At 70.3% G+C, this 22,675-nt stretch carries 26 protein-coding genes; 6 read left to right on the top strand and 20 right to left on the bottom strand.

The annotated features are described in order from the left end of the window. Positions 1-16: 16 nt before the first annotated feature. The 12 genes from ACFY36_RS02420 to ACFY36_RS02365 all read right to left on the bottom strand — a co-directional run bounded on the left by ACFY36_RS02420 (position 17) and on the right by ACFY36_RS02365 (position 10,269). Positions 17-1,885, bottom strand: coding sequence for a thiol-activated cytolysin family protein (locus ACFY36_RS02420; protein WP_499744087.1), 1,869 nt, complete (start codon positions 1,883-1,885; stop codon positions 17-19). 178 nt (positions 1,886-2,063) lie between these two features. Beyond that, the gene (locus tag ACFY36_RS02415) at positions 2,064-2,486 is read right to left on the bottom strand and encodes a type II toxin-antitoxin system VapC family toxin (RefSeq protein ID WP_499744086.1); all 423 of its coding nucleotides are present in this window, start codon (positions 2,484-2,486) and stop codon (positions 2,064-2,066) included. Beyond that, positions 2,476-2,745, bottom strand: a complete 270-nt coding sequence (locus ACFY36_RS02410; protein ID WP_499744085.1) for a type II toxin-antitoxin system Phd/YefM family antitoxin — start codon at positions 2,743-2,745, stop codon at positions 2,476-2,478. Before ACFY36_RS02410 ends, ACFY36_RS02415 begins: the two co-directional genes overlap by 11 nt. A 22-nt stretch (positions 2,746-2,767) precedes the next feature. After that, on the bottom strand, positions 2,768-3,421 hold the full coding sequence (locus ACFY36_RS02405; protein WP_499744084.1) for a flagellar brake protein: 654 nt from the start codon (positions 3,419-3,421) through the stop codon (positions 2,768-2,770). A gap of 65 nt (positions 3,422-3,486) precedes the next feature. Next, positions 3,487-3,759, bottom strand: a complete 273-nt coding sequence (locus ACFY36_RS02400; protein ID WP_499744083.1) for a YciI family protein — start codon at positions 3,757-3,759, stop codon at positions 3,487-3,489. Then, on the bottom strand, positions 3,756-4,670 hold the full coding sequence (locus ACFY36_RS02395) for an amidohydrolase family protein (RefSeq protein WP_499744082.1): 915 nt from the start codon (positions 4,668-4,670) through the stop codon (positions 3,756-3,758). The genes ACFY36_RS02400 and ACFY36_RS02395 overlap by 4 nt, the downstream gene beginning before the upstream one ends. Further along, the gene (locus ACFY36_RS02390) at positions 4,657-5,733 is read right to left on the bottom strand and encodes a vWA domain-containing protein (RefSeq protein ID WP_499744081.1); all 1,077 of its coding nucleotides are present in this window, start codon (positions 5,731-5,733) and stop codon (positions 4,657-4,659) included. Before ACFY36_RS02390 ends, ACFY36_RS02395 begins: the two co-directional genes overlap by 14 nt. Beyond that, on the bottom strand, positions 5,720-6,586 hold the full coding sequence (locus ACFY36_RS02385) for an AAA family ATPase (protein ID WP_499744080.1): 867 nt from the start codon (positions 6,584-6,586) through the stop codon (positions 5,720-5,722). The genes ACFY36_RS02390 and ACFY36_RS02385 overlap by 14 nt, the downstream gene beginning before the upstream one ends. After that, a complete protein-coding gene (locus ACFY36_RS02380; RefSeq protein ID WP_498696942.1) occupies positions 6,583-7,587 on the bottom strand; it encodes a xanthine dehydrogenase family protein molybdopterin-binding subunit in 1,005 nt (334 codons plus the stop codon). Before ACFY36_RS02380 ends, ACFY36_RS02385 begins: the two co-directional genes overlap by 4 nt. Next, positions 7,584-8,972: a xanthine dehydrogenase family protein molybdopterin-binding subunit gene (locus ACFY36_RS02375; protein WP_499744079.1), complete on the bottom strand. Its 1,389-nt coding sequence runs from the start codon at positions 8,970-8,972 to the stop codon at positions 7,584-7,586. Before ACFY36_RS02375 ends, ACFY36_RS02380 begins: the two co-directional genes overlap by 4 nt. Further along, positions 8,972-9,439: a (2Fe-2S)-binding protein gene (locus ACFY36_RS02370; protein WP_499744078.1), complete on the bottom strand. Its 468-nt coding sequence runs from the start codon at positions 9,437-9,439 to the stop codon at positions 8,972-8,974. Before ACFY36_RS02370 ends, ACFY36_RS02375 begins: the two co-directional genes overlap by 1 nt. Before the next feature lie 17 nt (positions 9,440-9,456). After that, positions 9,457-10,269, bottom strand: coding sequence for an FAD binding domain-containing protein (locus ACFY36_RS02365; protein ID WP_499744077.1), 813 nt, complete (start codon positions 10,267-10,269; stop codon positions 9,457-9,459). A 39-nt stretch (positions 10,270-10,308) separates the two neighbouring features. Between ACFY36_RS02365 and ACFY36_RS02360 the strand changes: the two genes are divergently transcribed. After that, positions 10,309-11,034 (top strand): GntR family transcriptional regulator, encoded by a 726-nt coding sequence (locus tag ACFY36_RS02360; RefSeq protein ID WP_499744076.1) that lies wholly within the window; start codon positions 10,309-10,311, stop codon positions 11,032-11,034. A 62-nt stretch (positions 11,035-11,096) separates the two neighbouring features. Then, positions 11,097-11,276, top strand: coding sequence for a hypothetical protein (locus ACFY36_RS02355; protein ID WP_499744075.1), 180 nt, complete (start codon positions 11,097-11,099; stop codon positions 11,274-11,276). Between the two features lie 9 nt (positions 11,277-11,285). Here the strand turns inward: ACFY36_RS02355 and ACFY36_RS02350 are convergent, their stop codons facing one another. Then, positions 11,286-12,032, bottom strand: a complete 747-nt coding sequence (locus ACFY36_RS02350; RefSeq protein ID WP_499744074.1) for a phosphotransferase enzyme family protein — start codon at positions 12,030-12,032, stop codon at positions 11,286-11,288. 50 nt (positions 12,033-12,082) lie between these two features. Here ACFY36_RS02350 and ACFY36_RS02345 point away from each other — a divergent pair, with 50 nt between their 5' ends. Together ACFY36_RS02345 and ACFY36_RS02340 are read left to right on the top strand one after the other, a co-directional pair. Continuing rightward, positions 12,083-13,219 (top strand): Fic family protein, encoded by a 1,137-nt coding sequence (locus ACFY36_RS02345; RefSeq protein WP_499744073.1) that lies wholly within the window; start codon positions 12,083-12,085, stop codon positions 13,217-13,219. 105 nt (positions 13,220-13,324) lie between these two features. Beyond that, on the top strand, positions 13,325-13,783 hold the full coding sequence (locus ACFY36_RS02340; RefSeq protein WP_499744072.1) for a hypothetical protein: 459 nt from the start codon (positions 13,325-13,327) through the stop codon (positions 13,781-13,783). A 2-nt stretch (positions 13,784-13,785) separates the two neighbouring features. Here the strand turns inward: ACFY36_RS02340 and ACFY36_RS02335 are convergent, their stop codons facing one another. Then, the gene (locus tag ACFY36_RS02335) at positions 13,786-14,652 is read right to left on the bottom strand and encodes a WD40 repeat domain-containing protein (RefSeq protein WP_499744071.1); all 867 of its coding nucleotides are present in this window, start codon (positions 14,650-14,652) and stop codon (positions 13,786-13,788) included. 189 nt (positions 14,653-14,841) lie between these two features. Continuing rightward, positions 14,842-15,048: an MmyB family transcriptional regulator gene (locus tag ACFY36_RS02330; RefSeq protein ID WP_499744070.1), complete on the bottom strand. Its 207-nt coding sequence runs from the start codon at positions 15,046-15,048 to the stop codon at positions 14,842-14,844. On the opposite strand from ACFY36_RS02330, the gene ACFY36_RS02325 reads away from it, so the two are divergent. Then, entirely contained in the window at positions 15,041-15,223 is a 183-nt protein-coding gene (locus ACFY36_RS02325) for a hypothetical protein (RefSeq protein ID WP_499744069.1), read from the top strand. The two genes, ACFY36_RS02330 and ACFY36_RS02325, sit on opposite strands and share 8 nt — an antisense overlap. Before the next feature lie 7 nt (positions 15,224-15,230). On the opposite strand, the gene ACFY36_RS02320 is transcribed toward ACFY36_RS02325, so the two are convergent. Next, on the bottom strand, positions 15,231-17,264 hold the full coding sequence (locus ACFY36_RS02320; protein WP_499744068.1) for a 2Fe-2S iron-sulfur cluster-binding protein: 2,034 nt from the start codon (positions 17,262-17,264) through the stop codon (positions 15,231-15,233). 67 nt (positions 17,265-17,331) lie between these two features. Here ACFY36_RS02320 and ACFY36_RS02315 point away from each other — a divergent pair, with 67 nt between their 5' ends. Next, a complete protein-coding gene (locus ACFY36_RS02315; protein WP_499744067.1) occupies positions 17,332-17,976 on the top strand; it encodes a TetR/AcrR family transcriptional regulator in 645 nt (214 codons plus the stop codon). Here the strand turns inward: ACFY36_RS02315 and ACFY36_RS02310 are convergent. From ACFY36_RS02310 to nhaA, 4 genes are all read right to left on the bottom strand, one after another. After that, entirely contained in the window at positions 17,954-18,763 is an 810-nt protein-coding gene (locus tag ACFY36_RS02310; protein WP_499744066.1) for a ThuA domain-containing protein, read from the bottom strand. The two genes, ACFY36_RS02315 and ACFY36_RS02310, sit on opposite strands and share 23 nt — an antisense overlap. Before the next feature lie 35 nt (positions 18,764-18,798). After that, the gene (locus tag ACFY36_RS02305; RefSeq protein ID WP_499744065.1) at positions 18,799-19,974 is read right to left on the bottom strand and encodes a vanadium-dependent haloperoxidase; all 1,176 of its coding nucleotides are present in this window, start codon (positions 19,972-19,974) and stop codon (positions 18,799-18,801) included. Between the two features lie 315 nt (positions 19,975-20,289). Continuing rightward, entirely contained in the window at positions 20,290-21,171 is an 882-nt protein-coding gene (locus tag ACFY36_RS02300; RefSeq protein WP_499744064.1) for an efflux permease Rv1217c-related protein, read from the bottom strand. A 91-nt stretch (positions 21,172-21,262) separates the two neighbouring features. Continuing rightward, entirely contained in the window at positions 21,263-22,609 is a 1,347-nt protein-coding gene (nhaA, locus tag ACFY36_RS02295; RefSeq protein WP_499744063.1) for a Na+/H+ antiporter NhaA, read from the bottom strand. Positions 22,610-22,675: the final 66 nt, after the last annotated feature.

Here is a 22,675-nt window from a genome sequence, read left to right as displayed (position 1 = left end):
CCCCGGACCTGAGCTTTCAGCTCGCGGCGTTGATGACGGGCATCCGGCGGCGCAGGCTCACGTTGATGTCGAACTGACCGTTGCCGTTGGTCATGTTGTCGTCGTTGAGGCGGAACCAGAGTTCGCCGTCCTCGCGCTCGGCCGGGACGGTGAAGCGCCGTCCGCCGCCGACCGGGAACCAGTTGGTGTTGTCGAACCCGCCGATCAGCATGGAGCCGCGGACGCCGTCACCGTCGGGCAGCGGGTACCACGGCTTGGGCGGGCCGTCGAGGCCTTCGGGGCCGTTACGCCCGATGAAGACCCACCCGGCCCAGATGGAGCCGGTGGCCGTCACCGTGACGTCGTCGCCGCGGTTCATCCGCAGGCCGGTGCCGACCGGCCCACGTCCCGGCCCCTCGCCCACCGAGCCCGACCACGCGGCTTCGCGCCCGCCGTAGACGTTGGCGTCGACGATGCGCACGGGGTCGGTGGTGCGGCTGATCTTCACCAGGTGGTGCGGCGCGGCCATGTAGCGCACCGTGTACTGGATCGGGGTGACCGGCAGATCGGCCGTGATCCTCAGCTGCTTCTTGACCCACCCGAGCAGGTTCTCGGCCGGGTTCTCGATGATGTCGCCGGCCGCGCCGGACGACCCGCCGACCACGACGGCCCGGACCGAGCTGCGGGACAGCGTGTTCTTGTATTCGGCGGACAGGCTGGCCGACCCGCTGACGGCGGCCGTCCAGGCCCCGGACAGGGCGGCCTTGATCTCCAGGCTGCTCGCCTCGCCGTCGACCAGCAGGAGCACCATCCGCCCGTAGGTGACCGAGGACAGATAGCACGGCGGGTTGTCCGGCCCGGCGTACGTCCTGACCTCGTCGAGCGTGACGTCGTCGGCGAAGAACTGCGGCGGCGAGCCCTCCGGGGTGAACGCCACCTGGTAGTAGGCCTGCGAGAACATGCCGAACACGGTGCTGCGGGTCAGGTTGCCGTTCAGCGAGGCCTTGGCGTCGACGTTCCAGCCCGACCCCTTCAGGTTCAGCCCGAAGCTGACCATGCCCTGCTCCAGCGTGTTGATCTTCTCCAGCCGGTACGACATGGCGGCCGCGCTGTCGGTCGGCCGGAGCTCATCGAGAAGCTCGTTGAGCGCGTCGACATAGCTGGGCAGGTCGGGCCGCTCGAGCCGCTTCGACTGGGACCGTACGGCGGGAAGCGTCAGATCGGTGGTGACGGTGATCTGCCCCGGCCCGCGGGTCAGCGCGATAGGGGCCAGAGCCCCACCCGGCACCGAGACACCGGCGACGGCCGACCCGGCGTACATGACATCGGAGATGGGGCTGATCTCGACGAAGTCGGAGACCTGCCGGCTCATCCGTACCCGCTGCTCGGTGACTTCGACGTCGACACCGTCAACCTCGGTGACGCCGGGCCGCTTGACGAGGGGCCCGGGAGTGTCCGAGTCGGGTTCGTAGGGCAGCGGGGCCAGCGTACGAATGTAGGCGTCGATGGCGGCGGCGTTGGCGCTGGTGTCGGTGACGCTGGGAAGAGGTTCGCCGACGGCACCCTTGAGCAGCACGAAGTCCTCGGCCAGGGTGGAGGCGACCCGGTCCCGGGGCAGAGAGGCGAGAGTAGCGGCGTCGGGCACGAGGTGGAACTGCCCACCCCGGGCGAAATAGGCGGGCCCACCCGGGCAGATGGAGAGGCTGCCGTCGTTCAGGGCGGGCAGGGGCACCCCGACCGGCAGGACCAGAAGGTCGGCCTGCGGCACCCGCTGTACCGCCCCCCAGCTACGCGGATCCACGGCTTGCAGGGTGAGGGGGTCGGGAACCCAGCGCCGGGTGTCGTTCTGAACGTAGTAGACCTCGGGCCCGTCACCGATGAGGAGAGATCCCTCGGGAAAAGACATCGCTGCTCCTTAGATCTGGAGGAATGTCTTTCGAGGGTCAGCCGCGCCACCACCCCACCGCGCCCGGGAAATCCCTGGAACCGAACCCGCAAGATACGGAATCCAGACCTCGCAGAATGCGGAAGATTTCGCCTGCAGATGCGGAACAGCGGATAAGTCAGAGGGGTCCACGGCCGGATTAGTGGTCGGTCGGCCGCGGCACGGCCACCACCGTGACCAGCCGATCGAGTCCCACGAAGTCGGCCGGGTTGGTGGTGTAGAGCGCAAGCCGGTTGGCGGCCGCGATGGAGGCGATCATCAGATCCGCGACACGCCGACGGGGCGTCCGCCCAGCAGCCAGGACGGCCGCACACACCAGGCCATAGGTCCGGGCTGCCCCGGCGTCGAAGGGCAGCGGGTCGAAGGTCGCCTCCGTGTGCTGAAGGACGCTGGTCCGCCTGGCCCGTTCGACGGGGTCATCGGTGTGGTGCGGACCAGCCGACAACTCGGCCAGAGTGACAGCACTGACGACCATCTCGTCGGGCAGTAGAGCAGGGTAGAGCGAGGCCAGATGAACCACGATGTTCGTGTCGATCAGGCCGCGCGTGACATCACCAGTCACGATCGAACGGGTCTTGTTCGACGGCGGCGTCCAGGTCAGCGCGTAGCCGGTCGGGATCGACGACCGCGGCGGTCGCGAACGTTGCCATCACCTGCTCGCGAGGCACGTAGGTGCGCCGCCGGAGCGGGATCAGGCGGCCGATCGGAGTCCCGTTCCGCGTGATCGTGTAGGACTCGCCTCGTTCAACCCCACGCATGATGGCGCCGGAGTCGTTGCGAAGCTCGCGTTGAGTGATCTCGTGGCGCCTCGGATCAGCCATGAGGACAGCTTAGCGACATGTGCTACGAGGTGCTACGTAGGGAGGCCACACTCGCCTGGCGGCGACGTTCGTTGATTTCCCACGTCATGACGTAGGAGCGGATTGTCTGGGCGGCCTGCTCCTCCGTCGTGAACGTGACGACGATGTGCTGGCCCGGGTCGCCGTGTGGGGCCTCCCGGACCGTCAGGATCGTGCCGTCCAGGGCCAGGCCGTTCCCGCCCGGCAGGTTCATCGCCGCCCGCAGGTGGTCGCCCGGGGTCAGTGGGGCCGGCTCGTCGATCCAGCAGCGCAGGCCGCCCTCGCTGATGTCCAGCAGGGCGGCCTGCATCTCGTGGTCGTCGGCGGTCAGGCGTACGGCCGCGCCGCCTCCGCCGCGGACGAACTCGCGGCGGTTGCTGTGGCGGGCCGGGCCGGTCGGGGTCAGGATCCAGCAGTACGGCGCATCGTCGGAGACGGCGACCAGGCGGCTCGGCAGCACGATCCGGGTGCTCGGTGACGCCCAGAAGACGTCGAACTCCGCGGCCTGACCGGCCACCTCGAGCGGGGCGGTGACCGTGAAGGTGTCGCCGTCGACCGCGACGAGGCGGGAGCGGACGTTCGCTCCCTCGCCCAGGGCGAGGTAGGTCGACGTGCCGACGGCGGGCAGCTCAGCGGTGGTGGCAACCGAAGCGATCATGTGCATCCGGATCGGCCGGAGGTGGCAGGACCTGAGCACTTCGGTTGCTAATCAGGTGTGATCTGTCAGGGCAGGCCGACCGTGATCTTCCATTCCTTCAGCTCGCGGTCCTTCGTCACCCCGTGCCGGGTGTACGGGTCCTGGTCGACCAGGGCCTGCGCGGCCTCGATGTCGTCGGCGACCAGGACGATGATGCCGCCGCTGAGGTCGGCCAGCGGCCCGGCCAGCAGGAGCGCGCCCGAGGCCTGGAGCTTGGCCAGGTGTTCCAGGTGCTCCGGGCGGCGTTCTGACCGTGCCGGGGTGTCGTTGTAGCCGTACGTGAGAATGAAGTGGCTCATGGTTCTTTCCTTTCGGGGAGGCCGTAGACCCGGCGGGCCGTACGGGAGAAGACGTCCGCCTGCTCGTCGTCGGTGCGCGTTTCCAAGGCTTGCTTCCACGCGCCGGTCAGCGCAGCAGCGGTGGTCCAGAGGGTTTCGACGGGCAGATTCGTGCCGAACATCGCGCGCTCCGACCCGAAGAGCGTGAGCACCTCGTCGGTGACGAGCCGGAGCAGCGACGGGTCGACGCGGTGAACGAAGGTGCCCTGACCGGTCAGCTTGACCACGACGTTGGGCAGCGCGGCCAGTGACGCCAGGCCGGCCCGCCATTCGGCCACCACCGCCGGGTCCGTGTGGTCCGTCAGCATCCCGGCGTGCACGAGCACGAACGTCACGTCCGGGTTCTCGGCGACCAGCGCGGCCGCGTCGTGCATCTGCCCCGCGAAGACCTGGAGCTCGAACAGCCAGCCCAGGTCCGCCAGGGCCGCGATGTTCGAGCGGAAGATCGGGTCCTTCATACGGCCGGGGCCGGACGCGAAGCGGAACTCGGGACGCTCGTGCCAGTGCAGCTGGAGGCGGGTGCCGACGACGAGCGGGCTGATCGCCTGCTGCGTACGCATGACCTCGACCGCGTTCTCGGCGAACAGGTCGGCGCAGCCGACGACGGCCATCGGCCAGCCCGACCGCTCGTGCACGCCGGCGATCCAGCGGATCTCGTCGACGACCTTGTCCATCGGCCAGTTCGGCTGGACGTAGACCGAGGCGCCGATGCCGGCCGAGATCGCGTCGTTGCGGTACTCCTCGATGAGATAGTCGCGCCGGATCGGCTCGTACGGCCCGAAGATCCTCGGGACCATCGGTCCCGAGAGCCACGGCATGTCGGCCTGGCGCCAGACGTGGTGGTGGGCGTCGACGATGTCACCCGTGTACATGGGCAAACCCTTCTCGTACGGCGGTGAGCGCGGTCCCGAGGTCACGGACCCCGGTGAGCGAGTCGAGGTCGGCCCGCACCGCGGCCATGGCCCGGGTCAGCGGCCGATAGGCGGGGTCGCAGGCCAGCGGCGACCACCAGCTCAGCCGGTGGGCGAGCCGGGACAGGCGGCGGGTGGCGTCGGTCATGGCCGCGCAGTCGCCCCGTTCGAGCCCGTCGGAGAGGACCAGCACGAGGGCGCCCCGCGCCATGGTCACGTAGTGCGCGTTGCCGAGGAACGTTTGCAGGCTCTCGCCGATCTGGGTGCCGCCCTCGGCGTCCAGCACGACCTCGGCCAGCGTGTCGAGCGCGGCGTCCAGGGACGGGACCCGCAGCGCCGAGGTGACCCGGGTCAGCCGCGTGCCGAAGGTGAAGACCTCCACGCGGGCGCAGGTGGCGACGACCGTGTGCGCGAACCGGAGGTAGTCGGCGCTGTACTGCTTCATCGATCCGGACACGTCGACCAGCAGCAGCACCCGGCGCTCCTGGGGTGGCCGGTGCCGCCAGTGCAGCCGCATCACCTCGCCGTACGTGTGCCGGGCGTCGTGGTAGGTGGAGCGCAGGTCGACGCGCTGGCGGCGGCCGCCGGGACGGCTTCGCCGCGATCGCGTGGTGGGCACGGCCCGTGGCAGCGAGTGGCGGATCTCGTGGAGGAGCTCGAGAGCGCTCGGTGACGTGGCGGGGAAGCGGACGGTCGATTCGGGACTGATCCGCCCGGCCGCGAGCCCTTCGCTACCGCCCTGTTCGAGAACGAGGTCGCCGGTCTCGCGGGCGCCCGGGACACCGGTCGGTTCCTCCCCGGCGTCGGGGGACGCCATCGTGACCGACGCCGAGGAGAAGAAGACCTCGTCGTAGATGCGCATCTCGGCCTCGGAGGTCACGAGCGTGGTGGCGCCGGCCCAGTAGAACTGCGACGGCATCAGCTCGACGGCGGCGAAGAAGTCCCGCTGCTTGTCGACCGGGACGGCGAGCCCTCGCGCCCGCAACTCGCGGAGGAAGGCGAACAGGACGTCAACGGGCGTCATCGGTGAAGACCTCGCCCGCGTGCGCCGTGATCAGGGCGACGTCCTCCTCGTTCTTCAGCACCAGCCCGAGCGACGCGCGCAGGGCCTCGACCGGCGACGCGCCCTCGGCCGTGAGCGCCAGCGATCCCTGCGCCCACGCGATGGATTCGGCGATGCCGGGCCGCTTCAGCGGGCCCAGCGACCGGATGACGTTGACCGAGCGGACCAGCCGCGCCGCCGCCCGCGCGCTGAGCCCGGGCGCCTGGGCCTCGACGATCGTGCGCTCGCGTTCCGGATCCGGAAAGGGGATCCAGTGATAGAGGCAGCGCCTTTTGAGGGCGTCGTGCAATTCGCGCGTGCGATTGGAGGTGAGCACGACCAGCGGCGGCACGGCGGCGGTGACCGTCCCGATCTCCGGAATGGTGATCTGGAAACCGTCGAGGAACTCCAGGAGGAACGCCTCGAACTCGCTGTCGGCCCGGTCGATCTCGTCGAGAAGGAGCACGGCGCCCGAACGACTGCGCAGCGCCCGCAGAAGGGGGCGTTCGAGAAGGAACTCGCTCCCGTACAGATCGGCGACCGGTGTGCCCTGAACTTCGGCCGCGCGCAGGCTCAACAGCTGTTTCGGATAGTCCCATTCGTAGAGCACCTGCGACACGTCGATGCCCTCGTAGCACTGCAACCGGATCAGCTCACGCCCCAGCGCACCGGCCAGCACGTGCGAGATCTGCGTCTTTCCGACCCCGGGCTCCCCCTCCAGAAGCAAAGGCTTTCCCAGACCGATTGCCAGCCGTACGGCGGTGAGCAGCCCCTCGTCCGCGAAATATTTACGCTCCTGAAGTTGCCGGCTGAGGGCGTCCCGATCCGGCGTCATGCGCGCAGCGCGTCGAGCCCGCGCAGGATCGACTCCGGGGTGAACGGCATCGTGGTCAGCCGTACACCGCAGGCGTCGAAAATGGCGTTCGCGATGGCCGGGATCGGCGCGTTGGCCGTCATCTCGCCGATGCCCTTCGCACCGAACGGACCGTTCGACGCCGGCCGTTCCAGGATCACGCTCGTCTGCACCGGAATCTCGCCCGGCCCGGGCATCAGATATTCGGTGAAGTCGACCGGACCGTGGTCGCGCGACGCCGGGTAATAGGGCTCGGTCGACTCGAAGATGGCATGCGAGACGCCCATCCAGGCGCCGCCCTCGACCTGCTGGGTGGCCATCGCCGGGTTGAGGGCACGGCCGATCTCGTACGCGTTGTGCAGGCTCAGCACGGTGACCACGCCGGTCTCGTCGTCCACCTCGACCTCGGCCACGCTGCACGCGTGGGCCTGGCACGAGTCCGGGTCCATCTCGCCGGTCTCGGGCACCGGATAGTTGCGTTCCTTGAGGAAGATGCCCCGCCCGGAGATCGTCCGGCCCTGCTTGAAGTGGGCGGCCAGCGCCACGTCGGAGATGTGGATCTTCGTCTCGGGGCTGCCCTTGAGCCGGACGAAGCCGGTGCCGTCGGTCTCCAGGTCGCCCGCGTCGACCTCGAGCTCGTCCCCCGCCACCTGCAACATCACGTCGCGGGCCTCGCGGGCGGCCATGATGACCGCGTTGCCGACCCGGTGGGTGCCGCGGCTGGCGAAGGTGCCCATGCAGTGCGGGCCGGTGTCGGTGTCGGCGGTGTCGATGATGATGTTCTCCATCGGCATGCCGAGGGTCTCGGCCGCGCACTGGGCGACGACGGTCTTGAGCCCCTGCCCGAGGTCGACCGAGGACAGGCTCACCACGAAACCGCCCATGGTGGTCGCGTGAATCAGCGCCTGGGACGGATCGCCGCCGAGGTTCATGCCGGTGGGGTAGTTGACGGAGGCGTACCCCCGCCCGTACCGAAGCGTCATTGATCTGCTCCTCTCGGGGTTGCGGAGGACAAGGCCCGGAACTCGTCGGGAAGCTCGTGACCGACCAGCGCCGCCGCCCGCTGGATGACCTCGATGAGGGCGGTTCCCTCAGCCACCTTGCGGTGCGCCTTCATGTCGCCGTCGCGATAGGCGTTGATGAGCCGGAATCGCAGCGGGTCGATGTCGAGGGCGCGGGCCAGCCGGTCCATCTGCGACTCGAGCGCGAAATCGGCGATGGTGACGCCGAAGCCGCGCATCGCGCTCGACGGCGTGCGATTGGTGTAGACGCAGTGGCAGTCGGCGTAGACGTTCGGAATCGTGTACGGGCCCGGCAGGTGGGCGCACGCCTTGGTGGTTCCGTACGGCGAATGGCGTGAATAGGCGCCGGCGTCGACGTACAGCATCACCTTGCGCGCGACGATACGGCCGTCGTTCATGACGCCGTCCTTGATGTAGATGCGCTCGGCCGCCCGCGGCGACGAAACCTGCATCTCCTCCTCGCGCGTGTAGACGAATTTGACCGGCCGGTTGGTGAGCGTGGCCGCGATGCAGGCCAGCGGTTCCACCATGACGTCGACCTTGCCGCCGAATCCGCCGCCGACGGTGCCGCCCTTGACCTGCAGATCGGTGAACGGCCGGTCGAGAATGAGCGCGGTGTTGTCGAGGGTGAAGAACGCGGCCTGGGTGTTGCTGTGAATGAGCAGCCGCCCGCTGCTCTGCGGCACGACGATGCAGCCGGTGGTCTCGGTCGGCGCGTGCTCGATCGGCGCCGAACTGTACCGCCATTCGAAGACGTGATCGGCCTGGGCGAAGCCCTGCTCGACGTCGCCGAAACGCAACCGGCGCGCGTGATGCCCCTCGTACACGAAATAGTTCGTGCCCGCCTGCTTGATGACCGGCGCGCCCTCCGCGAGGGCCTCCTCGACGTCGAGGACCGCCGGCAGCTCGGTGTAGGTCACCTTCACCCGGCGGGCGCCCTCGAGCGCGGCCGCCTCGGAGTCGGCCACCACGGCCACGATCGGCTCGCCCTTGTAGAGGACCCGGTCCTCGGCCAGGACCGGCTCGTCGTTGGGCTCGATGCCGATCAGCCGCAGCACGACGTACCAGTTCGAGGGCACGTCGGCGTGGGTGATGACCCGCAGCACGCCGGGGACCTGGAGCGCCTCGGAGATGTCGACGCTGTCGATCAGCGCGTGGTGGTGCGCCGAGCGATGGATCTTGACATGGGCGAGGTCGGGGAAGGTCCGGTCCTCGAAGAATTCGGTACGCCCGGTGACGTGCCCGAGCGCGTCGGAGCGCTGCACCGTCTTGCCGATGACCTTGAAGTCCGCGGCCGGGCGCTCGTCCTTGAAGTATTCGGCGTCGATCGGGTTGACCCGCGGCATCAGAGCCTCGCCCGCTCGGCCGCGTCGAGGACGGCGCTGATGATCGGCTCGTAGCCGGTGCACCGGCACACGTTCCCGCTGATCGCCTCGGCCACCTCGTCCCGCGTCGGGTGGGGGTTCCGGTCGAGCAGCGCCTCGGCCGACATGATCATCCCGGGGGTGCAGAACCCGCACTGGGTCGCGAACCCGTCGAGGAAGGCCTGCTGGACGTGGCTGAGCTTGGTGCCGTCGGCCAGGCCTTCGACCGTGGCCACGTCGGCCCCGTCGACGGTCAGCGCGGGCACCAGGCAGGACACCACGGGCTCGCCGTCGAGCAGGACCGTGCACGAGCCGCAGGCGCCCTGTGCGCAGCCGCGCTTGGCGCCGGTCAGCCCGAGCTGCTCGCGCAGGGCCAGCAGCAGCGTCGTCTCCGGCCTGGCCATGAAGGCCTTGCCGACACCGTTGACCTTGAGATTGACGATCTTCACCGGCTGCCTCGTTCTCCTCAGCGGCCGAGCAGCGCTCGGCGCAGGTGGACAGGGAAGACACGCTTGCGATACCAGGCCGAGGCGTACGCGTCGTCGGCCGGCGTGAGATGGGCGAGCTCCGCCTCGGCGGCGGCGTGCACCGTCTCCTCGGTGAGCGGCCGGCCGTTGAGGGCCGCCTCGGCCGCGTGGGCCCGGACCACTCGGTCACCGACGCCTCCGAGCGCGATCCGCACCGAGCCGGCTTGCTCGTCGATCGTCGCCGCGACGGTCACCAGCGACGCCGAGTTGTAGCGGCGGCGGGCCGCCTTGAGGTATTTGAAGGCGCCGCCTTCGGGCAGGTCGAAGGTGACGGCGGTGACGAGGGTGTCCGCTCCCCCAGCCGCTTTCCCTGCCGGCGCGACGCCTGCAGCCAGGTCTTCCACGGTGGACGCGGCCTGGTTTTGCCCGGCCAGCGCGACGCGCGCGTTCAGGGCCACCAAGGCGACGGCCAGATCGCCGTGCGGCTGGCGGGCGAACAGGTTGCCGCCGACGGTGGCCAGCGTGCGCACCGGCACCGAGGCGATCGAGCGCACGACCGGGTTCAGGATGGCGAGCCGCGGATCGTGCTCGATCTGCGACAGCGTCGTCATCGCGCCGATGGTCACCGTGCCGCCGTCGAAGTGGACACCGGCCAGGCCCGCCCGGCGCAGGCTCACCAGCTCGGTCGGCGGTGATGCGTAGTCGTTGAGCCGCGGCATCAAGCTCGTGCCGCCGCCGATGATCGTCGCGCCCGCCGCGACAAGACTCACAGCCGCGGGCACGTCCTCGGGGACATGAACCTCAGTCAACATGCGAGATCCTTTTATCGATATCGATAATCCAACGTAACGATGACTTACTATGCTGGTCAAGAGACGCGTGACCTTGAGGAGGGCGAGTTGCCGTCGAGGCCGACGTTGAGCGAGGGCATCCGGGACGGCCTGGTCGAGCTGATCGTGTCGGGCCGGATCAAGTCCGGTGAGCGCCTGATCGAGACCAAGATCGCGGCCGACTTCGGCACCAGCCAGGCCCCCGTGCGTGAGGCCCTGCGCGAGCTCGAGGGCCTGGGGCTGGTCGAGAGCCGGCCCCGGCGCGGCCGGCATGTGCTCCCCTTCGTCGAGCAGACCATCCGGGAGGCGTACGTCGTCCGCGCCGCCCTGGAAGAGGCGGCGACCCGCCTGGCCATGCTGAACGGCAAGCTGCCCCTCGAGGAGATGCGCGGCGACGTCGACGAGATGTACCGCCGGGCCACCGCGGCCGACGTGCGCGGCATCGGCCAGGCCAGCGCCCGCTTCCATCGCCGGGTCGTCCTGGCCAGCAGCAACTTCCTGCTCGAGCGGGCCTGGGAGGGCCTGCAGATCGAGGCCCGCACGGCCATCACCCTGGTCGTGACCAACCCCGACCTGCACCACGTGGCCGACGAGCACGCCGAGCTGCTGGCCGTCCTCGAGTCCGGCGACGTCGAGGCGGCGTGCCTGCACACCCGGTCACACCAATGGGCGTACGCCGACCTCCCCCACGACATGCACGGCGCCGCCCGCGCCCTCCGCTTCCCGGCGACAGATCGAGGACAGTGACCCCCGATCAAGCGGCCCCGGCGCTAAGGTCCCCGGCACGTCCGATCGAACGGGGGACTGCCATGAGAAAACGGACCTTCCATCGCGCCCTCAGCGCATTTGCCGTGGCCGGCGCCCTGGCGCTGACCGCCGGCGCCATTGGCGCCGCCGCGGCCGCGCTGAACGCCAAGCCGTTGCGGGCCGAGCTCGCACCGACCGCACCGGCCGACCAGATCCAGGCGAAGCCCCTCCGGGCCGAGTGACGGCCGGCGCTACATCCTGGATCTCAGCACGTCGACCTCGCAGCCCGGCGCGAACGGGTCGAAGCCGTGCTCGGCCAGCCAGCGAACCGCGAGCAGACTTCGCAACGACCACCACGCCCGGACCACGTCAAGGTCGACATCGGCGCCGTAGCCGGCGATGACATCAGCGAGGCGCTCCTCGTTTCCCAGAGTGAAGGTGGCGAGGTCGTAGAGGGCGTCGCCCTGGCCCGCCTCGGACCAGTCGATGATCCCCGTGACCTCGTCGCCTTCGACAAAGACGTGCGCGAGATGCAGGTCGCCGTGGGTGAAGGCCGGAGTCCAGGGCCGAAGAGCGCCCTCGGCGATCGCACGGTTGCGGGCTACGAGATCGGCGGGCAGCACGGCGTTCGCCACCAGCAGTCCACACTCCTCGTCGAGCAACGCTGTCAGCGTGGCGATGCTCCGCCCGGCCTGCCCGGTCCGCTCCGGCAGCGGCGCGTCGTGCAGCTTCCGGATGGTGGCGCCCACCGCGGCCCACGCGGCCGGCGACCCGGCCGAGGCTCCGCCGAGGCGCCCCAGGGTTGCTCCTCGCACAGCGGCGATCGCGAGCACGTTCGGCCGCCGCCACAACACCTCCGGCGTCGGAACCGGCGCGAGCACCATCGCCTCGGCCTCGGCGTCGATGCGCGCCTGATCGCCGTCCACCTTGAGAAACACGTCGCCGACGCGCAGGGTCACCCGCTCGGAATGGGCGATGACGACTTCGACCTCATCCATGCCGGCCATTCTCCTTTGACGCAATGATTGCGTCATCCTATTATCAGGTCATGCTGTACCCCACGCCTTCCCTGACCTCGGCCGACCAGGCAGTTCTCGCCGAGATCGAGAAGATGCGCGGCCGGCTGCGGCACCAGATACAGGGGCGGCCCGGCACGTGGACCTCCGGGCTCCGGAAGTTCCTGACGGCCGATGCCATCGCCGCCTCGAACTCGATCGAGGGCTTCCGGGTCAGCACGCAGGACGTCCAGGACCTGATGGCGGGTGAGCGCGACGTCGACGTCTCCGAGGAGAACCGCGAGGAGACGCTCGCCTACCAGCGGATGATGACCTACGTGCAGACCCTGCACGACGTCGCCGACTTCGCATACGGCAAAGGCCTGCTGAACGCGCTGCACTGGATGTTGCAGGGGCACCGCCACACGCCCAACAAGCGGGCCGGGCAATGGCGCGCCGGGCAGGTCTACGTCACCGATCCGAGTGATCCCAGCATCGCCGCCTACACCGCGCCGCCCGCGGCCGACGTTCCCGAGCTCATGGCCGAGCTGGTCTCCTGGCTCAATACGGACGACGGCACCCACCCGCTGGTCCGGGCGGCCATGGCCCACCTGCACCTGGTGTCGATCCATCCGTGGGCCGACGGCAACGGCCGGATGTCCCGCTCGCTGCAGACCCTGCTGATCGCGCGCGAAGGCGTACTCGCCCCGGAGTTCTCTTCGATCGAGGCGTGGCTGGGGCGCCCGGGCAACACGTGGAAGTACTACGAGGAGTTGCAGAGCCGCGGCGCCACCTACCGGCCTGACCAGGACGTCTCCGGGTGGATCCGGTTCAATCTGACCGCCTACCACCAGCAGGCGCAGCTGGTTCACCACCGGATGGAGCGGTCGGCCGCCGTGTGGGACCTGCTCGCCGGCTTCGTCGGCAAGGCCGGACTGGACGAGCGGGTCGTCTCCGCGCTGCACGACGTCGCGATCGGGGGCCGGGTCCGCCGTACGCGCTACGAACAGGCCGAGGGACTCACCCTTCAGCAGGCCCAGCGCGATCTGCGCGACCTGGCCACCGCCGGGCTGCTCGTCCCGGTCGGCCGCACCCGGGCGCGGTACTACACCGAGGGCCCCGGTTTTCCCGCGCCGTTCCTGGAGCTGGCCCGGACACCCTTCACCCTCGCCGCGCCCTATCCGAAGTGATACCGGCTGGCCGGTAGCGCTGTTTGCAGGCTGGCGGTGATGCCGGCGCGGCGCGGGCGGACGAGCGTGGGCGGTGACAGAGTCCTGAAGAAGGGAACCGGTCCCATGACCGATCATGTCCTGCCCGCTCACCCGCACGTGGCCTGGCGCGATGTCTCAGTGGCGCAACGGGTGCTCAGCGTGCTGACCGCCGCGTTGCTCGGCGTCGACGCCTTCGTGCACCTGCACGACGCCGGCCGGTACGACCAGTTCCGTACGTCCGTGATGAGCGAGGGCACGCTCTTCGAGATCCAGGCCATCGTCGCCATCCTGGTCGCCCTGGCCCTGCTCCTCCGGCCGAGCGTGACCACCTGGATCGTGTCGCTGGTGGTCGCGGGCAGCGCCGCGATCGCGGTGACGCTTTACACGTACGTCAACGTGGGCGCCCTCGGCCCGGTGCCCAACCTCTACGAGAACACCTGGAACGAGCCCGGCAAGGTCGGCTCGGCGGTGGCCGAAACCATCGCGGCTCTGCTCTCCATCGCCGGCCTCGTCCTGGCCGCCCGCGCCCGCCGGCGCGCCTGACCCTAGTGCGCTTCGCCGGTGGCCAGGGCCAGCAGCGTCGGCCGCAACGGCCGCCCGCTGACCGCGATGAGGTCACCGGCGATCTGGACCGACCGGCCGGCGGCGGCCGGCTCCAGGGGGATCTTCCATCGGGCGGAGCCGTCGCGGCCGACCGCGACGGCCCGGTCCTCACCGAACGAGACGAACAGGCGGCCGTCGTCCGAGCAGGCCAGCGCGCGAACCTCCTCCCGCGCCCCGGGCACGGCGTCCACCTGCTGGAAGTCGGCGTCGAAGCAGTCGAGCCGCCCGTCGGTCCCGGCCAGCACCAGCAACGACGTCGACCAGGTGCAGGCGCTGACCGGCCGGGCCGTGAGCCGGATCCACTCCCCCGGTTGCCGCCGGGGATGCCAGAGCCGCGCCCACCCGCTGTCGGTGATGACGACGACCTCCTCACCGCGGTAGTGGGCGGCGAGGACCCTTCGGCCGCCGCTCACGTTGACCCGCCCGACGCAGGCGCCGCTGCGGACGTCCCACACCGAGGTGCCGCCGTTGGCGGTCATGCTGAAGACCCACGCGCCGCCGGCCACCCAGCCGACGTGCCGGGGCCGTTCCGGCAGGGCGGCCCAGCTGGCGAACAACTCCGGCGGGCGGTCGTCGCGCAGCCACCACACGGCGCCCGAGCCGTCGGACGACGTCGTCGCGAGCATGTCGGTGACTGCCGGGTTCCACGCGGCCGCCACGATGCCCCGGCCCTGCCGGAGCCGCCCGGCCGCCTTAGGACGCGCGGGATCGGCAGTGTTCCACAGCGTCAGCTCGCCGCTGGGCGCGCTGATGGCGAGGCGGCCGGCGTCCGGGCGGAACGCCATCGCCCCGTAGGGAGAATTCCACACTGATGTGTCCCTGGTCTGCTGAGGGGGCAATTTCTTCGGGAGCGCGAATAAATACCAGGGAGTACGCGCCGTACGTTTGCGAACAGGCCTCCGACCAGGCTATTCGCGAATCGAGCCGCCGCCACGGCATGGACTGTGAACGAGTACACAGACATGCTTCTATATCGATTGAAGAAGTGCAAGAGTCGATTAAGCGGACTTCGGAGAATAGGCGGACGCCAGCATCCGGAGCGCCTCTTCGGAAGGCGAACCCGGCTCCGCGCTGGAGAGGGTCAGCGACTGGTCGTCGTCGCCTGGCAGCGCGAACGACTCGAAGTGGACGGTCAGCTCGCGCCTGCTGACGGCGGGCAGCACGGTGCTGCCCGCGGCGAGCGTGCTCGTGCTGGCCGTGTCCACCGGCACGCCGGTGCTCGTGTACGCCGCCGCGGCGGCCTGGGGCCTGGCCTTCGGCAGCTCACCCAGCCTGTTCATCGGCGCCGTCATCACCGCGTCGATCACCTGGACCGTCCTGGCCCTGCTGATCGCGGCCGCGGCCGCCGTGATCGGCGGCCGCGCGCACGCCTTCCCCTGAACGCCCGTCAGAGGTCGAGGGTCACGCCGGACAGCGGGCGGCCGACGCAGGTCAGCACGTAACCGTCCGCCTTCTCCGGTGGGGTGAGGCAGTTCGGCTCGCTCTGCGCGACCTCCCCGGAGCGCAGGCGGACCCGGCAGTCACCGCAATTGCCGACAGTGCAGGAGTACGGCATGGGGAGGCCGGCGGCGAGGGCGGCGTCCAGCAGGGTCTGTCCGGGTTCGACCACCGCCGTGCCCACGCCGGAGACGGTCATCGGCTGAGGCTCGGTGGTGATGACGCCGGCGTCGGCGCCGCTGACATAGCGCTCGTGGTGCACCCGCGCGTCCGGGATCGCCATAGCGGCCAGCGCGCCCCGGGCGGCGTCCATCAGCGGCTCGGGGCCGCAGATGTAGTAGTGAGCGCCGGCGGAAGGGGCCAGGCCGGTGAGCCAGCTCCGGATACCGTCCTGATCGAGCCGGCCGGCGCGGCCGGTCAGCACGTGGGTGACCGACAGCCGGCCGGGATGCCTTTTCGCCAGCCGGTCCAGGTCACGGGCGAAGATGACCTCGTCCTCGCCGCGGCTGCTGTAGAGCAGCGCGATGCGGCCGGCCGCCCGAGCGCGGATCATGCTCATCATCGGGGTCACGCCGCTGCCGGCCGCGATGAGCACGATCTGCTCGGGCGGCTCCGGCTCGGGGTGGAACGACCCCGACGGACCGCGCACGGCCAGGCGGTCCCCGGCCCGCAGCCGTTCGTGGACGAAGGTGGAGAAGCGCCCGCCCTCGACCCGTTTCACGGTGACCTCGAGCCGCCGCGACCCGGGCGCCGACGACGCCGAGTAGGCCCGCCGCACCGGCCGCCCGTCGATGTCGGCGGTGAGCGTGAAGTACTGCCCGGGACGGAACGCGAAGGTGTCCCGGCCGCCCTGAAGGACGAGAGTGACCGCGCCCGGCGTCTCCCGGCGCACCTTCACGACGCGGACCTCCCGGCTCGGCGGTCCGGGCGTGACGTCGTACCCCTCCCGGCCCAGACCGGACCGATAGGCCCGGTCCATCACCGCCCGCATCAGCCGGGACACCCCGGGAACGGCCGCGACCGCCTTGACCAGCGCGTTCGAGCGCCCGAGATGCCGGCTGCCCATCGCCATCATGTCCGGCGCCGACTCCCGGCCGAGGCGCGCGCCGGGACTCCACATCCGCGAGGCCGCGACGGCGCCGTTGCCGGTGAGCTCGGCGTGCTCGACGTCGATGACCAGGGCCAGATGCGGCGCCCGGCCCCGCAGGGCCAGAGTCTCCAGCAGCGCCGGATCGGCGGTGACCACCCCACGCCCGCGCACGTGCAGCACGCCTTCGCGCCCGGGGACGAGCGCGGCCAGCGAAAGGCGGTCGTCACGCATCAGGTTGTGCAGTGTGTCCGCGCGCTTGTTGCCCTTGCGGTCCGGCACGACAAGCGCGCGCCCGTCGAGGATCCGCGCCACCGCCGGCCAGTCCCCGCGCGGGCTCGTGTCGCTACCCCCGTCGCCGTCCCATGAGGACAACGCGAGAAACGGCGCCGCGGCCAGAAAACCGGCGACGCCCGGCCGGCTCAGCGGCCCGGCCTCCGGCGCCTCGGCCGCCACCGGCCCCGGAGCGGGCGGCTGCCACAGCCGTGACCGGAGAACGGCCTGAGCGCAATGCACGTACGCCTGCTCGACCGTGACCGTCGTCCGGGCGCCCCTGACCGCCGTCACTGTGCCGTTGACCCGCAGGACCTCGCCGACGCCCGGCAGCAGGAAGAAGAACGAGACCGGACCGGCGGCCGGCGCCTCACCCTCCGCCGCGGCGAACGAGATCCGCTTCGGGGAGTGGACCCGGACGAATCCCGGCGTCCCGCCGATGAACGTGGTCCGGCTGACCCCGTCGCCGTCCCGGTAGCCGAAGGCCGCGATCGGGCACCGCGCGAGGACGGCCCGGCAGCCCTCGTCCAGGTCGCCGATCTGCTTGAGCATGATCACCGACGCCGGCCGCCCGACCGCGGCCTCGACCTCGCCCACCGTTGTCAGCTTGTTTTCCCAGCTCATAGCTATATTCTGAGCAATAGCTCAACTCTTTGGCTACTCGCTTTTCCCGCATGCAGGAGGACCTCCGATGCCGTCGGCCGACCGCCGCGTTCAGCCACGTCGCAAGCCCCGCCAGGTCCGCGCCGAGCTCACCCGCGAGCGCATCCTGGCCGCCGCTGCTCACGTTTTCGCCGAGCACGGCTACGCCGCCGGCACCACCAACCGGATCGCCGAGCGCGCCCGCGTCTCGATCGGCTCGCTCTACCAGTACTTCCCCAACAAAGAGGCCATCCTGGCCGACCTTCTCGTACGGCACATCGACCGCGGCACCTGGACCCAGGCCGACCAACTGGACCTGTCCCCCGGCAGCCTCCGGGAGACGGTGCGCGCACTGGTCCGCGACGCGATCGACAACCACAGCGACGACCCACAGCTGCTGCGCGTCATGATCGAGGAAGCGCCCATGTCCCAGGAACTGCTGGACACCATCGACCGCCACGGCCGCTCCCGCGTCGCCCAGATCCGCGACCTGTTCGCCCGCCACCCCGACGTCCAGGTGAGCGACCTGGACGCGGCGGCCGAGCTGATCTCCTTCACCGTGGAGATCAACACCCACCGGCTGATGGCCGCCCCGCAGGCGATGACCGTCGACACCATCGAGTCCGAACTCGTCGACATGGTCACCCGCTATCTGCGGGGCGACCCTTACGTCAGTCCTCGTGGCCGCAGTTGAAGCGGGCCACGCCCGCGGCCATCTTCAGGCCGCCGAGGATGTGGGCCAGCAGGAGCGGGTCGCTGTAGTACTCGGCCTTGTGGCCCATGGCGGTGTAGAAGGCGCGGCCGCCGTCGTACGGCTGACACCACGAGATGGGGTGGTGCCGGCCCATGCCGGGTGAGCCCTCGGGCTCGCTGTAGCCGCGGGGGTCGTACGTGCGCTCGTCGACCTCGGTCAGGACCCGTACGGTGTCGCGGGGGTTGGTCCGGAAGTTGTACCACTCCTCCTCGCGCACCCAGCGGCGCGGCAAGGGCTTGGTGGCGGCCGTGTCCTTGCCGTGCACGTGCAGTGTGGCGGTCTGGAACTGCTCGTTGACGCCGCCCGGGTGGTCCCGGAAGTAGGCGCCGACCAGACCGCCGTACCAGGCCCAGTCGTATTCGGTGTCGGAGGCGGCGTGGATGCCCGCGTAGCCGCCCCCGTGCCGGATGTAGCGCTCGAAGGCGGCCTGCTGGGCGTCGTTCAGCACGTCGCCGGTGGTGCTCAGCCACACCACGACGTCGTAGCGGGCCAGGTTGCGGTCGGTGAACGCGGCCGCGTCCTCGGTGGCGTCGACCCGGAAGTGGTTGCGGGCCCCCAGCTGTTTGATCGCGGCCACCCCGGCCGGGATCGAGTCGTGCCGGAACGCCGCGGTCTTCGAGAAGACCAGCGCGCTGAACCGGGAATGACCGCCCGATGACGCCGCCGCCGGGCTGGCGAACCCGGCCACGACGAGCAGTACCACCGCGAACCTGACCAGAAGCCTCATGACCCCTCCCGTCTTTGATCGAAGCCTATGACTTTCTAGTGACCTCGGGGAAGACGCTGGAGATGCCGGTTCACGGCCCAGTCGCCGACCTTCTCGCCGTGCGCGATCCCCTCACGTACCGCCTTGCGGAAGTGGAAGCCGACCAGGATCCGCGAGACCCCGTTCTCGGCCTCGGCCTGGCTGAACGACGTGAACCGCCGCAGCACGGGCGACGGGTCGGCGCACGTCTGCCCGGACGGCAGGGTGTAGCTGCACACCGTGAAGCGGGCCCGGTCGGTGCCGAAGAAGCGCTGGAGCACCCGCGCCGCCACGCCGCCCTCGACGCTGTGCCCGGAGTCGTAGTCCGGGATCGGCGGGGTGACCACCAGCGGCGTCCAGGTGGGATCGGCCGAGGTCGCCGGGTTGCCGTCGGTGGCCGCGGCGCGGATCGCGGTGACCGGGCGCCAGAAGTTGTACGCCCTGTACTTGGTGTCGAAGGTGGCGACGTACCCGTCGGCGAGCGCCATGTTGAGCAGGCCGAACAGGCGGGCGTTCTGCCACAGGTCCAGGCTCCGGCCTTCGGCGGCCTGCCGCGCGATCCGGTTCCACATCAGCGGCGAGCTCTCCACCCAGAACCGGGCCACCTGCGTCTGGTCGGCGGTGCGGGCGCTGGGCGTGGTGACACCGTCCCCACCGAGGCGCTTGACCTCGGCGAAGTCCCTGGCGTACGGCTTCGAGCTCACCGCGTACGGCGGCCCGGGGCGGAACTGCGCGGCCGTGCGCAGGGTGAACGGGGTGACCGCGGCCCAGCCGGGAGCGAAGGCGAAGTCGGAGCCGGGCGTGAACCGGTACTCACCGGGCCGGGTGCCCTGCGGATAGGCCTGGTCGAACAGGTTGGTGTCCGAGCCGTCGCCGGCCCGCACGGCCCGGATCTTCGCGGCGGCGGCACTTCCCACCACGACGCCGCGCGTCTTGGCCGAGCCGTCCGGAACGGCGCGAAGGGCGGCCGCATACTTCGCCTCGACCCCCTCAACGACCTTGGCCGTGACGACGCAGTCGGCGAACGGCGCCGGAAGCTCCCGCAGAAGCGGCACGAGAACGCCCCGCGCCGCGGCGGCCACGGCGGCCGTCGGCGAGGCGCCCGGAGCACGGCCGTGGAAAGCATAGGGCCGGGACCGAAGGTCGATGGCGTTCAGCGCGTCATGAATGGCGATGTGGACCATCGCGTACATGCGCGATTCGTGAAGCGGATTATTCGTAGGAGCCAGACAGGCCCCCATCGCGGCCGTCCCGGCAATGCCATTCCATTCGATCACCGCCGCCCCCGGCACCGCCCGGGGCTCGGCCTCCGCCGGAACACCGAGCGCGACCACGAGGACGGGAGCGACGACAGGTATCATCCATTTACGAGCGCTTGAGCGCATGACCATTCCCCCTTTTCGCTGCCGCCCCTCTTGATACGTCGGCCGCGAAGATCCGGTCAAGCGCTTCACTCTTCTGTCGATGATTTGACGGCGGCCGCCCGGCAAATAAGCCGAAAAGATGCCTCATAGACGGCCCATAATGTCCGACGAATAAACGCGCCGTCGTCGTCGTTCCTCATGCGCGCATGTCGCGGCGGCGATCAGCAGGGCCGCCATCGCGATCATGACAGCCGACGCCGTCGTGTCCGGGCCGGTGAGCGGCACCGGCGCCAGGTGAGCGAACGGGGAGATGTCCCGTATCCGGTGCGGTGCGGCAACGCTTTCGGCGATGACCAGCAACAGGAACCCGCCGACGCCGGGCAGGCAGCCGAACAGTCCCGTCCAGCGCGGCGTCCAGCCGACCGCGAAGACCGCCGCGCCGAGACTGAGCAGCACGAGATCGGCAGCACGTTCCACACGCCGCGCAGTGCCGCGCCCACGGCCAGTTCCCCGCCCATCGCGGTGACACCCGCCGCCGGTGAGCAGGCCGGCGCCGGTGAGCAGAACCGTCGCGGCTACGGCCGTGGCGCCGGTCTCGGCGCCGATCAGCCGGATCCGGGTGACCGGCCGGCTCGCGAGCAGGGCCAGCTTCCGGTCGGTCTCGGCGGCGATGAACGCGCCCATCCGGACCGCGGTGAAGCCGCCGACCGGCAGGGCGAGGATCGCGAACCGCTCGACCAGCTCCGCCTGGTACCCGGTGTCCACGCCCGGACCGGTGGACGCCTGCAGGTGCGGGATCTCGGTGCCGGTGAGCTGCGGCCACAACGCGACGTCGGCTGGAACGTAGGCCAGCCGCCTGTGCGCGCGGGCGACATCGGCCGCGTCCACACCGAAAACCCACGCCCGGCCCGCCGTCGGCCGGGCCAGGCCCAGCAGCAGGCGGATCGTGGTGGACTTGCCGGCGCCGTTCGGGCCGAGAAACCCGAACACCTCACCCGCGGCGACCTCGAGGGGTGAGCTGGTCAAGAGCGAGCAGGCGCCCGTACCGTTTCGTCAGACCGTCAGACCTGCCCTCACCGTATGCACGGCGCCCTCCGGCGGGAAGGCCCGGTGAGCGTCACCGTTTGGCGGTGTCGGGGTCCCAGAAGTCGGGGATGCCGTCGGCGTCGGTGTCACGTGCCTCGGCCGCGCACAACTGCCGGTAGTGACGATTGCGGATCCGCAGCACCACCATGGCCAGCAGAGCCGAGATCAGCGACCCGGCGAGAATGCCGATGCGGGCGTGCTCGTCCTTCTCGCTGCCGACGCCGAACGCGAGCTCGCCGATCAGCAGCGACACCGTGAACCCGACCCCCGCCAGCAGCGCCAGACCGAAGACGTCCCACCAACTCAGACCGTCGCCCAGGGTGGCGCGGGTGAACCGTTGCACCAGCCACGTCGATCCGAGCACCCCGGCACACTTTCCGGCCACCAGACCCAGCACGATGCCGATCGTGACCGGATCGCGCAGCGTCTCTCCGAGCCCACCCGCCCCGGCCACCGACACACCGGCGGCGAAGAACGCGAAGACCGGCACCGCGAAGCCGGCCGACAACGGCCGCCAGCGATGCTCGAAGTGCTCGGCCAGTCCGGGCCCCTCGCCGGGGCTACGGCGGATCACCGGAACCATGAAGCCGAGCAGCACCCCGGCGACCGTGGCGTGGACACCGGAGGCGTGCACCAGCGCCCACGTCACCGCGGCCAGCGGCAGCAGCAGCCACCAGGACCGGACCCGTCGCTGCACCAGCACCGCGAACAGCCCCAGCGGCACCACCGCGGCGGCCAGTGGCAGCAGATGCAGGGAACTGGTGTAGAACACCGCGATGACCAGGATGGCGAGGAGGTCGTCGACCACCGCGAGGGTGAGCAGGAAGGTCCGCAGCGCGGCCGGTAGATGCGTGGAGATGACCGCCAGCACGGCCAGGGCGAAGGCGATGTCGGTGGCGGTCGGCACGGCCCACCCGGACAACGCGCCACCCGAGGCAGTCGCGTTGATCGCCGTGTAGATCAACGCAGGCGCGGCCATGCCACCGACCGCCGCGACGACCGGCAGCAACGCGCGCCGCGGGTCACGCAGGTCACCGGCGACGAACTCGCGTTTCAGCTCGAGCCCGGCCACGAAGAAGAAGATCGCGAGCAGCCCGTCCGAGGCCCACTGCGCCAACGTGAGATCGAGATGAAGAGCGTGCGGGCCGATCTTGATCGCGATCAGGCTCTGATATCCCGACGACCACGGCGAGTTCGCCCAGACCAGAGCCAGGACCGCGGCGCCGAGCAGCAGCGCCCCGCCGACGGTCTCGGTGCGCAGCACGTCGCCGATGCGGCTGACCTCCGGCCAACTGCCCCGGCCGAACAGGTGGCGGGGCGGGCGAGACGGTGGTGCGGTCACAGGAACTCCTTCGGGAAGCGAGCACGGCGATGACATCGCCGACCAGGCTTCCCGGCACACCTGTTCTCAACCTATCTCACCCACGACGCGGGTTGTCGAAGG

Source organism: Actinoplanes sp. NPDC000266 (assembly GCF_042899005.1).
Lineage (GTDB): Bacteria > Actinomycetota > Actinomycetes > Mycobacteriales > Micromonosporaceae > Actinoplanes.
This window is presented reverse-complemented; position numbering and strand designations above follow the sequence as displayed.